The 12,546-nt window shown below is 56.4% G+C and carries 8 protein-coding genes; 2 read left to right on the forward strand and 6 right to left on the reverse strand.

Going from position 1 to position 12,546, the window contains the following annotated elements; all coding sequences use genetic code 11:
• Positions 1-11 precede the first annotated feature (11 nt).
• The 6 genes from HYD27_RS30275 to HYD27_RS30300 all read right to left on the reverse strand — a co-directional run bounded on the left by HYD27_RS30275 (position 12) and on the right by HYD27_RS30300 (position 10,211).
• Complete coding sequence (locus HYD27_RS30275; protein WP_219221506.1) at positions 12-1,769, reverse strand: cache domain-containing sensor histidine kinase; 1,758 nt, start codon at positions 1,767-1,769, stop codon at positions 12-14.
• 175 nt (positions 1,770-1,944) lie between these two features.
• The gene (locus tag HYD27_RS30280; RefSeq protein WP_219221507.1) at positions 1,945-3,501 is read right to left on the reverse strand and encodes an extracellular solute-binding protein; all 1,557 of its coding nucleotides are present in this window, start codon (positions 3,499-3,501) and stop codon (positions 1,945-1,947) included.
• A gap of 38 nt (positions 3,502-3,539) precedes the next feature.
• Positions 3,540-4,421, reverse strand: a complete 882-nt coding sequence (locus HYD27_RS30285) for a carbohydrate ABC transporter permease (protein ID WP_219221508.1) — start codon at positions 4,419-4,421, stop codon at positions 3,540-3,542.
• A 16-nt stretch (positions 4,422-4,437) separates the two neighbouring features.
• Positions 4,438-5,400, reverse strand: a complete 963-nt coding sequence (locus HYD27_RS30290; protein ID WP_219221509.1) for an ABC transporter permease — start codon at positions 5,398-5,400, stop codon at positions 4,438-4,440.
• 99 nt (positions 5,401-5,499) lie between these two features.
• Entirely contained in the window at positions 5,500-8,898 is a 3,399-nt protein-coding gene (locus HYD27_RS30295) for a beta-xylosidase family glycoside hydrolase (RefSeq protein ID WP_219221510.1), read from the reverse strand.
• 92 nt (positions 8,899-8,990) lie between these two features.
• Positions 8,991-10,211, reverse strand: coding sequence for a SurA N-terminal domain-containing protein (locus HYD27_RS30300; protein WP_219221511.1), 1,221 nt, complete (start codon positions 10,209-10,211; stop codon positions 8,991-8,993).
• A gap of 239 nt (positions 10,212-10,450) precedes the next feature.
• On the opposite strand from HYD27_RS30300, the gene HYD27_RS30305 reads away from it, so the two are divergent.
• On the forward strand, positions 10,451-11,701 hold the full coding sequence (locus HYD27_RS30305; protein ID WP_219221512.1) for an FAD-dependent oxidoreductase: 1,251 nt from the start codon (positions 10,451-10,453) through the stop codon (positions 11,699-11,701).
• Between the two features lie 552 nt (positions 11,702-12,253).
• Positions 12,254-12,546 (forward strand): hypothetical protein (locus HYD27_RS30310; protein WP_219221513.1); only part of this gene is annotated, 293 nt, incomplete at its 3' end.

The raw sequence follows: 12,546 nt of genomic DNA on the forward strand, positions 1-12,546 counted from the left end.
AGCTGTTCCTCCTACCCTTGATTGACGCAGCGCTCTGCCGGCAAAGCGATTCGGGAAACGGTTCCTGCCCCTTCTTCACTCTCGATTGTAAATTCGGCCTCCTCGCCGTAATAGAGCTTGATCCGCGATTTCACATTCAGCAGGCCGAAAAACTCGCCGCCGGACTCGCCGCCACCCATCCCGGCGTTACGGGACAATGCCTCGCGAATCCGTTCCAGCCGCTGCGCCGGAATGCCCCTGCCATTGTCGGCGACCATTAAAACCAGCCGATCTCCCTTCCTTTCCGCCGCAATGCGCAATTCGCCGCCGCTCTCCCTTTTTTCCAGTCCGTGCAAAATGGCGTTCTCTGCCAAAGGCTGTAACAGCAGCTTCAGCACATACAAGCCTCCCGTGTCCGGCGCAGCATGGAAGCCCGCGCTGAACTGATCGACAAATCGCAGCTGCTGGACACGGATGTAATAGCGGAGATGGGCAAAATTTTCTTCCACCGTAAAGGTATCGCGCCCTTTGCTTAAGCTTAGCCGGAAGAAGCGGGACAGATTCAGCACCATTTCGCTGATTTCGTCCGCTTCGTAATTTTTGGCTGACCAATAGATTGAATCAAGCGTATTATACAGGAAATGCGGATTAATTTGGGATTGCAGAAACTTCAGCTCCGTTTTCGTCAGCCGCAGCTGCTGTTCATAAATGTCCTGGATCAGATGCCGCTGCTGCTCTACCGTCTGGTTAAAGGCGTCGGTCAAATAACCAAGCTCGTCCTGGCGGTTATGCTCCAGCCTGGCGTCAAAATTGCCCCGCCGCAGCTGCTTCATACCGGAGACGAGCGAGGAGATGGGCGAGGCGATGCTGCTGTAAATGAGCCAGGAAATCCATACGGCAAGCAGGCAGCTGATGACAATAATCCAATAGGTAAACAATTGCAGCGGCTGTGACTTGCGGTAGATTTCCCCTTCCGGCTGCATCAGTTCCAGCGACCAGCCGCTGCGGCGGGATTCCGCCCGCAGCACCAGATCCTTCTCTCCCGGATTATGCGGTCCGGAAGTGTTGCTGACGATAAGCCGGCCGCTGTTGTCATAGAGGAAGACCTTGGACGCATCGCTCGGTGTGAGATTCATCAGATAACCAAGCAGCTGCCGCTTGGGCAGGGACAGCATCAGCACGTTGCCGTCCCGCTCCCGGCTGTAGAGATCCATCAGTTGCATAAGCACGATCTGCTCCTCGTCATATACAGGATCGGCCCATCCCATCAGCGCTTCTTCGTGTTTGTCCGGCACGTAGAGGATGTAGCTGCCGCCCGCGCGCATCACCTCGTCGAACCACGGCTCGGTTACCGCTTCGGGCCTGTGCAGCGCTCCAATCCGGCTCGAAAGCAACCTCCCCGAGCCTCCGTGATAAATGGTTACGCCGGACAGGCCGGGATTGACGTTGGCGATATTGGTTAATTGCAGCATCACCTGAGTGAAATCAACCAAAGCCTCGGCGGAAAGCAGGTCACCTGTATATTTAAGGCGCGAAGTTAATCCGGAATCGGTGGAGAGAAGAGTCGATAAATTCTTCATGCCATCCATCGTCAAGTCCACGTACTCCAGCGCCGAGCTCATCGCGCTCATCGTCCTCTCGCCCAGCTCCTGCTCCAGAATACTGCGGGAACGGCTGTTGGCGTACAGGCTGAAGCAGATAAGCGGAAGCAGGATCACAATAAAATAACTGGTTAGCTTGACCTGAATCGACCGGTTGAATGACTCTTTCAGTTTGGTTAATCCTTTCATGCTCTTCCCCCCCGGGATGTCGAATTCCAGCGAATGATGCCATTCTCCTTCTTTTTATAACCGCTCTTTTCCACAGCGGAGGCGGCGCTCCACATTCATGGAGCGCCGCCTGCTTTCCGCCTTCGGCCGTTTCTTTCATTAAATTGGATGTCCGGCGAAGAAGCAAGCTGCCGGCTTATTGATTTTCAGCATACCAGGCATTGACCTCAGCCGTGATTTCGTCGCCGCCTCTGCGCTTCCATTCGCTTACGAACTCGTCGAAAGCGTCGATCGGTAGCTGGCCCACTACGATTTTGGTGAAATACTCGTTCTCCATCTTCTGCAGGTCGGCTTTGTATTTACCCATCGCAGGAGTCGGTACGCCAAGGTAAGCGTCGCGGATGGCGACCGCGCCGATGCGGTCGATATTGTCGTTGAGGTTAAACTCCAGCCCCAGCGAATCACGGCGGTCGCGTTCCTCCTCCGCACCGTACGGACGAATCGATTCGCCCAACGTCTGGCGGTAAATATGTTCGTTATGCTTTTCGAAATCGGTGACAATTTTGCCGTCCTGCGTCGTCCACACTTCATTTTCGAAGCCCAACAGCAGAGTGCGGTAGCCTTCGCCGTTCATGAAATTGAGCATCCGCACAACGGCGTCGGGGTTCCGGCTCTTCACAGGCACGACGTTGTAGCCGGCGATGTAGCCATTGCCCAGCGTCCCTTGCTTGCCTTCCGGACCGACCGGGAAGTCAAGCGGAATCCACTCCGCCTCGGGATCGTTATTTTGGCTGGTCAGAATGGCGCCGCGCGTGTCGTACCAGAACGCGGAGAACAGCCCCGCCTTGCCGCTGGCGATTTTCTCGCTGAAGTTGGCTTCCTTGTTCAGCATCCATTCCGGATCAAGCAGCTTGCCGGCATGCAGGCCCGCCAGGAAAGCAAGCGCTTCCTTCATTTCGGGCAGCGTGCTGGCGTTCACGAGCTGGCCGCCTCGCTCCGTCCACATCCCCCGCTGAATGCCGTAAGCGCCGACGATCGGGGCGATCCGGGCCACGTTTTCGGCCATGATGTAACCGAAGGTGTCGTTTTGGCCGTTGCCGTCGGGATCGTCCTGAGCGAAGGCGCGAATGACTTCGCGGTATTCCTCCAGCGTCTTCGGCGGCTCGAGGCCCAAACGGTCAAGCCAGTCCTTGCGCACGTACATAATTTCGTTGCCCGGCTCGGAATTCATGGAAGGAATTGCATAAATGTTGCCGTCAATCGTCACCGTTTTCCAAGCATCTTCCGGAATATTCTTTTTCAAATCCGGTCCGTATTTATCGATCCATTCGTTGAGCGGCTGCAAGGCGCCCTGCTTGACGTAGTTTTCAAACCAGCTGGCATCATAGGTGTAGATGAGGTCTGGCAAATTGCCGGAAGCCATGATGACGTTCAGCGAATCCTGATAGCCGTCTGCCGGCGGATATTGCATCGTGATGTCCAGATTAGTGTTTTCCCGGATGTAGTCCAGATAAGGATTGTTATTTTCGTCCATCCCGTCCGGGAATTTGCGTCCGCCCCCGTTGTACACGACCTTGATGGATTTCTTCTCCAGCTTCTCCGGCGCTTCCGCCCCCGCATTTGCGGACGGTGAAGGCTGGTCTTCCCCCGTTGGGGAGGAGGCGTTGTTCCTGCCGCCGTTTCCAGAAGAGCAGGCCGTTGTCAGCAATGCAGCAAGCAGCAGGGCCGCTGTTACCGGTTTCCATCTTTTCATGCTTTGTTTATCCCCTTTCGTCTCTCGCCTTTTTGCGTCTAGCCCTTGACCGAGCCGAGCATAAGACCTTTCACAAAGTATTTCTGCAAAAATGGATACACGACCAAAATCGGCACCGTGCTGGCGATCAGCGCCGCCGCCTTCAGCGATTCCATCGCCAGCAGCGTGCTGTCCATATTGGCCGAGTAACCGGAATTGTTGTCGATGCCCGACTGGTTGAACATGATCAGCTCCCGCAAATAGACCTGAAGCGGAAACAAATCGCGGTTGGTCACGTACAGCACAGTATCAAAAAAAGCGTTCCAGTGGCCAACCGCGTGAAACAGGGTAATGGTCGAAATAGCGGGCATGGACAGCGGAATGACGATGCGGAACAATATGCCAAGGTTAGAGCCGCCGTCGATTTTGGCCGATTCCTCCAGCTCCGCGGGCACGCTCTGAAAAAAGTTTTTGATGATGATAACATTAAACGCGCTGACCGCTCCAGGTATGATGTAGGCCCAGAACGTATCCAGCAGCCCCGTCGCCTTCACGACCAGGAAGGTCGGGATCATCCCGCCGCCGAACATCATGCTGAACACGATCAGAAACATGACGACCGATCTGCCCTTCAGATACGTTTTGGACAGCGGATAGGCCAGCAAGCTTGTAATGACCACGTTGAACAACGTTCCGACCACCGTACGCAGCACGCTTACCTGAAACGCCTGAATAAAGTCCGCCTGGCTGAGCACCCGTGCATAGGCTTCAAAGGAGAAGTCCACCGGCCACAGGCTGACCAGACCGGACGTAATAGCCCGGTGGCTGCTGAAGGATTGCGCCAGCACGTGCACGAAGGGTACCAGCGCCAGCAGACCGAGCAAGCCGAGCAGCACATTGTTGATGCCCGATGCGATTCGTTCGCCTCTCGTCAGTCTCATGGGTTCGCCTCCTCTTTTACCATATGCCCTCCTGGCCGAGCTTTTTAGCGCCCTTGTTGGCAAGCGTCACCAGAATGAGTCCAATCACGGCCTTGAATAATCCGACAGCCGTCGTAAAGCTGAATTTAGCCTGCTGGATGCCGACCCGGTACACATACGTTTCGATTACGTCGGCCACTTCGTACACCAGGGAATTGTAAAGGACTAAAATTTGCTCAAAACCGACGTCCAGCACATGGCCCAGGCGAAGCAGAAACAAGATGACGATAACTCCCATCATGGCCGGCAGCGTAATGTGGATGATCTGCTTCCATTTGTTCGCCCCGTCCATGATCGCCGCCTCATACAGCTGGGGATCGATGCCCGCGATGGCGGCCAGATATACAATCGCTCCCCAGCCGACTTCCTTCCAGATATCGCTGGCGACAATCACCGTGCGGAACCAGTCCGTGCTCGTCAGGAAGAAAATCGGCTCGATGCCGAGCGCGTCCAGCATCTTGTTCACAATACCCGTTGAAGGGGACAGCACGTTGATGAGAATGCCCCCCATAATGATCCATGACAGAAAATGGGGCAAATAAACGAGCGTTTGAATGGAGCGCTTGTAGAGCATGCTGCGGATTTCATTCAGCATGATCGCCAGGATAATCGGGCCTGGAAATCCCCACAGCAGCTTGTAGATGCTGATCAGCAGCGTATTGCGGAAGATGATGTAGAAATCCTCGTTCATGAACATTTCCCGGAAGTGGGCCAAGCCGACCCATTCGCTGCCCCAAATGCCCCTGAACACGCTGTAATCCTGAAACGCGATGACCGTGCCCCACATCGGAACATATTTGTAGATAATGAAATACAGCACGCCAGGCAGCATGATCAGGTATAAATCCCAATGGGAGCGTAAATATTGGAACCGCTTCCTGTTTGGCTCGTAAGCCGGCTGCTTCTTTATTTCTTGCTCTGCAAGTTCGATTGCAGACATCCCTCATTCCCCCTTGCCAGTGTAGTAATCTGCGTCTGCTTCCGGACAATTTCATTGTAAGGGATGACCGGGCGCGGCGTTAGGGGAGGGAGATGACCTTTATCGGTAAGTTGATGACTCTTTGGCCCACACCTCGATTTCAAACAGGCGGGCAATGGCGTCATGGGCGCTGCCCTTCGTGATGACAAGCTTCAATTTGTTGGTGGTGACGGCAGGAAAGCTCAGCTCCGCCCACTGGTCGAGGCGCCCGTCCTGCGTGTTTCCGGTAACGGCCGCGACAGTCTGCCAGTTGCCGCTATCCCAATATTGGATTTCGAAATCGGCGATTTGGCGGCCGGTCAGTCCTTTAAACCCGCTCCACAGCTTCACCCGTTCAATCTCGTAATAGCCGTCCCAATCCAGCTGCAGCCAATGCGGATTCGGCAGGTTAGTCTGCGTAATCCAGCGGCTGGCATCCTGGTTCACGATGCCGTCGGCAACAAGCGCAGGTGGAAACTGTCCGTTTTCATGGCTGGAGCTGGCGGTCAGCGCCGCCAGGGGCGCGATGTTCTCCGGTCCCGGCGGCGGGGGCGGCGATACCGTCACAACCGTTGTCGCCGTCTTAAGCCCGTCTTCCGTCGTCACTGTAACGACGGCTTCTCCCTCCGCGAGCGCGGTTACAGTGCCGTTCGGATGCGCTGCGGCGACGGACGGATGGCTGGAGCTCCAACTTATCGCCTTGCCGGCCGCGTCTACCGGCAGCACGGTTGCTGATAAGACGGCGGTATCGCCGGGATGCAGCTCAAGCGCGGACGGTTCAAGCTCCACGCCGGATACCGGAGCGGATGGAGCGGATTCGCCGTGCCGGATCAGGCGGAAATAATCGAACTCGGCGGTAAGACCGGTGCCCGCACAGACGATCAGGCCAATCTTCAAATCCGTCAAATCGGCCGTTTGCTCCGTCCATACCTGCGTATAGCTCGTGCCGTCTGCCGAATAATAGCCGCTGTAAGCATTGCCCTGCTTGACGATACGCAAATAGGATACCGGTGAAACGATGGTGTCGGCAAGCTCGGCATGCTGGCGGACGGCGTCCACTTGCCTGGTGAACTGGAACTGGCTGCCCGAGCCGAACAAGCGGGTCAAGCGGAAATAGGAGCGGTCATTCTGGTAAACGATCAGGCCGCCTTGAGACCATTGCGAAGTCGGCTTGCCGATCATTCGCGTCTCTATCGTCCAGTCGCCTTCCGGAGCGCCGGTCAGCAATATGTTTCTTGCCGTCGCCTGGCCGTCCACGATATCTCCGGCCTGGCTGGCGATTTGCAAATATCCTGGCGTATCGGCCAGCGACCAATGATCGCCGCTTTCCCTGATCCAGTTCCACTGGCTGGCCAGCGCGGAGCCGTTAAACTCGTCGGTCGAGCCTTCCGTAAAGACCGGGACGGGCGGCACAATGCCCGGTGATGAGCCCGGCACCGGCCCGTATTCAATCAGCTGCAGATCATCGAAGCGAATTTCACCTGTGCCGCCGTCTTTGTACAAATAAATCGTTGCGCTTGTGTCCGTGTCTCCCGTGCGGAAGGCGATTTGCCTCCATGCGTAATTGGCGCCGCTGAAATGGGTGTCTTGAAAGGCTGCGCCGTGGTTTTTGACGCCGAGTACGGCGGAGCCGCCGCCCGCGCCTTTGCCGTAGGCCGATAGCAGGTACATCGTCCCCGGCTTCAATCCGCTTGCCTGCTGCTCCATGCCGGAGCCTGCTGCCGTCAGTCTCGCCGCGTATTGCCCTGTGCGTGCGTCGCTGGCCGTAATCTCTGCCCCGTTGTAATGATAGCCCCAGCCGTTGAAATCTCCCGTTTCAAAATCCGGGTTAAGCAGCAGATTGGCTTCCTCCGGCTTCGGCGGCAGCTCCGGCAGGTTATCCGGATCAAGCCCCGGTCCTTCGTAGGCGCCGATGTTGGGCGCGCTGTCCGCAGGCACAGGATTGCCCCAGAAATCGATGCCGCCGCTATTCGGAATGATCCTGCCCGCGCCGGCGGCGGGGGAATCCGCCAGCAGTTGGTAACCTCCCGTCGTGCCGCGGCCGATAACCGCCGAGCCGGGCGAAGCCAGACGCGGATCAGACGTTACAACGTTGGCATCCATATCCAGCACGGCCTGCGGATGATTGCCGTACAGCAGGTTGCTGTCAAACACATTGTTCACGCTCTGTCCGAACGCATACCCTCCGCTTCCCAGATTAACGACCAGATTATTATAGAAATAGGTATCACTAGAATAGCCGCCCCATGGGCCGCTGGCAAACACCCTGGCGCTTGATTGCTCGGGAATATAGACAGTGTTGTTGTGGATAAGTGTATTCTGCACCGGTCCGCCAATCGTAAAAATGGTATGCTGATCATTCTGGCTGACATTGTAGCGAATGATCGTATCCTCATTGTAGTTGGCCGGATTAGTGCCATCGTTGATAGCCAGCACGAACCCTCCGGCGTTGTTGTGGCTGTAATTATACTGAATGATTGTGCGGTTGCTGTTGAAATCCGAATCGTAAGCCATGGCATCTCCGCCGGGATACGTATTGAACACTTCGTTGTACTGGATGACGGCGTCATCTGTCCCCCATGTCCAGAGCGGCACATGATAGCCGCTGGCCCGCTTGTGCGTATCGAACACCACATTATTCTCGATAACACCGTTTTTCGTATTGAGCAGGATAGCACCGTCCGCCGAAATATCGTAAATCATGTTGTTTTCAATGCGGTTGTCGGAGGAAAAATTGCGGGTCGCCCCGTTCAGATACACGCCCACGCTGTCCAGAGAATAAATGTTGTTGTTGCGGACGACGACATCCGATACGGCATAGTTCCAGCCCGGGCTCCAGACGATGATGCCGCCGCTGTGCCAGCCGCCTCCCTGCTGCCCTTTTACGTTATGAATATCGAGATATTCAAACACGAAATGGCGGTATTCCCGCATATTGTTCCAGTCGCTGCCGCTGTCGCCGGACACATGAATGCCTCTTCGCTGGCCCTCCGTCTCGGCGTGGTTCGTAATTTCCAGATTGCGGACTTCCCAATATTCCTGGTTGTAAAAATACACGGCCGCATCCGCTCCGTCGCCCGCGATCAGCGGCTTGGCCCCTTCCCCGTACCGGTCGATAAGAATCGGCTGCCCGTCGCTGCCCGACCCCTGCGGCCTGAGCGTTCCCGACCAGACGCCCCCGGCCTTGAACAGAATAGCGTCTCCCGGCTGGTATGCAGCGCTGTTTACTTTGGACAACGACCTCCACGCCGTCACAGGGGTTGTACCTTCGTAGCTATCATCGCCGCTAATATCGTCAACATAATAAACCGTACCCGCCACGGCTGCTATAGCGGATGCTTCAGCCTCAGCCGAAGCCTGCCGCGCTGCCGATACGCCCGCGCCCGAAAATGCGGGCAACAGCAGCGCAGCGGCCAGCACTCCCGCCAGCCATAGGCAAGTACGCCTCGGTTTTGTCGCTTGCTTTCCGCTTAAGTTCATCAGTAAACCTCCTCTTGGAATCAGTTTCTTGAGATGGGCTGCTTCTGCCGATAAGACTGAACAGCCCGTCTTCCTGCCCTAGCTTCGAATGCTTATTCCACCGCCATTTGATGATACAGCGGCATGCTCTTGATGACGGCCCCGTGCCGCAGCCCGTTCAAACGGCGCTCCAGCGCGCCCTCCATATAATGCTTGCGCACGTTGTCCCTCTGCTCGGAGAAACTGCGGTAACCTGTGGTGCTGCTGGAGAGGACTGCGGCCAGCACGTACCTCCCGGCAGCGGGATCGTCGATAACCGGGCTGACATCGCCCTGCTGCCTTCCTCCGTTCAGCCATTCGTAAAGCCCGGGCAACGCCCGGTAATAATATCTGGCTGTCCTGCTGTCAAATACGGCTTCGGCAACGCCGGCATGAAGCCCGGCGGCGAGCGTTTCTGGCGGAAGAGCCGCTGCCGCAAAGACTTCCGCTGCGCTCTCCTCCATCGCCTCGCCCCGCTCAAGCCGCTGCCCGAACGTTTCAAGCTGCTGCTGGGCCCGATCCTTGCGGTACACTTCCATACCTTCGCCGCTGCGGTAAGGAAACGAAAGGAGCTGGAAGATCACCTCGTCCTCCTGCCGAAACAACGGGTCTTTGATTTGCTCGTAATGCTGCCTTAACTGCTCCTCCGTTACGGCTTGCCCGGATGACGCCATCGCCTCCTTCAGCTCCACCGCAATCCGGGCTAAATAGAATTCGGTAAAATCGTCCTCGCTGAACTGCAGCGGCCCGTAAACCGGGCGTCCTGCCCGTTGAGCCTCCAGCCGCCGTTTGTTCTCCCGCTCCATCTCCGCCAGCAGGTACGCATAGGCCGTATCTTCGACTACGCTGTACGCTTTGGCTTCCTGCAGCAGCAGCTTTCGGTACACAATCGCTTCCAGCGCCCGTTCCTTGAGGATGGCGGCCGGCGTCTCCCCGCCGAAATTGCCTTCCCAGAAGTCTCCGTCCGCTTCGCCTCCATAAGTTTGCCTGAAATAAGCGATCACCGAAGAACGCTGCTTCTGCAGTTCATGTTTCCATTCGCCGGCCGTCACCGGCTCACCGTTCACCATCGCCACAGCCGCAGCCTCTGAGGCCGTCTGCGGATGCTGCGGGAACCCGGCGGCTAGTCCGGCAGCAACGAGCAAGGCTAACAGGATGAGCAGAGCAGTGGACGGGAGCCGGATGGGTCCGCCCATCCGGCCGCCGTTCTTCCGCTCACCCGCTCCTCCGCCGACTCCCGCTCTCCCGCTGCCTAGCACAGCACCCCCAGATCTTCCAGCAGTAGAACCCTTCATTTAACTGTCCTCCTTCCCGCTTTGGCAGATTCCGCGGTTCATTCCTTGATGCAAAAGCATTCGGCATCAGGCAAATTGTAACCGCTTTCTGTTTATTGCGTTAGGCGACAATGATGACCTTTTTCAGTAGTTCCATGACCTCTTGCCCGCAGAGTCTGTTTGCAGCCGCCGCTTTCGCTTACACTGGTTGAAACGGGCTGGGCTGCCGCCCTATTACACTGGAGAAGGAGATTTGCAAAATGCCGAACCACGAGCTTACACTTAAGCGAAAGATCACAATCCATGACAGAGCCGATATCGTTGTTATTGGCGGAGGACCCGCCGGGACAGCGGCCGCAATTGCCGCCGCACGCAGCGGCAAAACCACCATTCTATTGGAGCACTCCGCACAGTTAGGCGGAATGGGCACGCTGGGCAATGTCAGTGTATTTATGGGAGTGGGCAACGTGACGGGGATTTACCGCGAGATTATCGCCGAGTTTTTGCCGGAAGCGCTGCCGGATTCCCATCACCAGTCGATCTGGCCGGAATATTCGCCGTTTGAGTTCCGCCATTATTTGAATAACAAACTGGAGAAGGAAGGCGTTAAGGTTTACTTTCACGCCAGCTTCGCCGCAGCCGTGCTGGAAGGACAGCGGATCAGCGCCGTTATCGCCAATACGCGGCAAGGGCTGCGGGCTTTTGAAGGCGCCGTCTTTATCGACTGCACCGGCGACGCGCGGGTGGCAGGGGACGCGGGCGTTCCGCTAAGTACCGGACGGGCGGGAGACGGTTTGACGCAGCCGATGACGCTGATGTTTATGATGCAGGACACAGGCAAGCCCGTTTCCCCGAAGCTGCCTGAGGGCTGTAACCGCTACGAGCGGGTGGAGGATTTGCCGCAGGGCCGGCATCTGTATTGGGGCGGACGGGGCGATGGTTCACTGCTCGTCAATATGACGCGGGTGAAGGGAAACGGAGCCAACATCGAGGATATCAATTATGCGGAAAAAGAAGGGCTGCGGCAGCTGTTCTCCGTCGTTCATTATTTGCAGCGCAATCATCATTCAACCTACACGCTTTCCCATGTCGCCCCGCAGATCGGCGTACGGGAAACGAACCAGATCGAAGGCCGGTATACGCTGACGGAGGACGATCTCGTTAAGGGCCGGCGGTTTGAAGACGTTGTGGCGCAAAGCAACTATGAAATCGATATTCACAACCCTACTGGAGGAACGCATACGGATGAGCGGAAGCTGGACGGCTACGACATCCCTTACCGCTGCATGCTTCCGCAGCAAGTCGAGGGGCTGATTGTCGCCGGACGCTGCATTTCCACCACGCATGTAGCCATGTCCTCGATGCGGGTGCAGGCCACCTGCTACGCGCTGGGCCAGGCAGCCGGCGTTGCCGCGGCGCTCGCCGTCGAGACGGGCTCTCCCGTCGCCGGCATTTCCATTGCCGGCCTGCATGAGCGGCTCGCCGCCCAGGGCGTTTCCTTTAAGCTTTAGACGCGGCTTTTGAACACGGCCCTGCTGTCGATCATGTGCTCAAACCCCAAAACAAGAAGGTGAATATTTTAGAGTCCACCGTCTCTGTCTGCGTTTGCTAAATGGATTTTGTACCCTTAATTCAGCCCAAAGCTCCTTTTTTCGCTGTTTTCAACATAATTAAGCCTACTCTTTCCCACTAAGAACCTATCCCAAAATAAGTTATCGGGAATGAACGGATCGTACGCTTCTCCAAACGATCTGTGCGCAGGCGAAATGAAGTAAAGCTTCATCGTTCCGTGCCTTCTTTCAAGCGAACAACAGCCCGCATCCCTTTTTTCTAAGGGTCCAGTCTATAGGCAACCGTGTAGTCGTGTAGTGAGCTTTTTTTGCTTTTTGGACTTATCTCCTTGTGTAGGTGCGGAGTGTGGAAATAAGCGTCCGGCAGCTCCCTTTTCAACGCTTACTTCCACACTTAATTCGCTTACTCTTTATCGCCCGCTGTGTGAGATTATTCGCAAGATTACTGCAGCGCACCGAAATAACGGCAGAAATGCCGTTGTTGGGGCGGGGTTGGCCCGTGCGTCCCGAAATAACGGCAGAAATGCCGTTGTTGAGGCGGGGTTGGCCCGTGCGTCCCGAAATAACGGCAGAAATGCCGTTGTTGGGGCGGGAATGGCCCGTGCGTCCCGAAATAACGGCAGAATTGCCGTTGTTGAGGCGGGGTTGGCCCGTGCGACCAGTAATTTTGCAAAGAACTTAACACAGTACAAGCAGGGGGGCAGCCTATTGGAAAAATATCAATATGGACTTGGGTTGGAGGCGGATTTGCATGGGGGGCAGCTCCAAAGGCCCAAAAAAGCCTT

It is taken from the genome of Paenibacillus sp. S150, from assembly GCF_019352175.1.
Taxonomy (GTDB): Bacteria; Bacillota; Bacilli; order Paenibacillales; family Paenibacillaceae; genus Paenibacillus_AQ.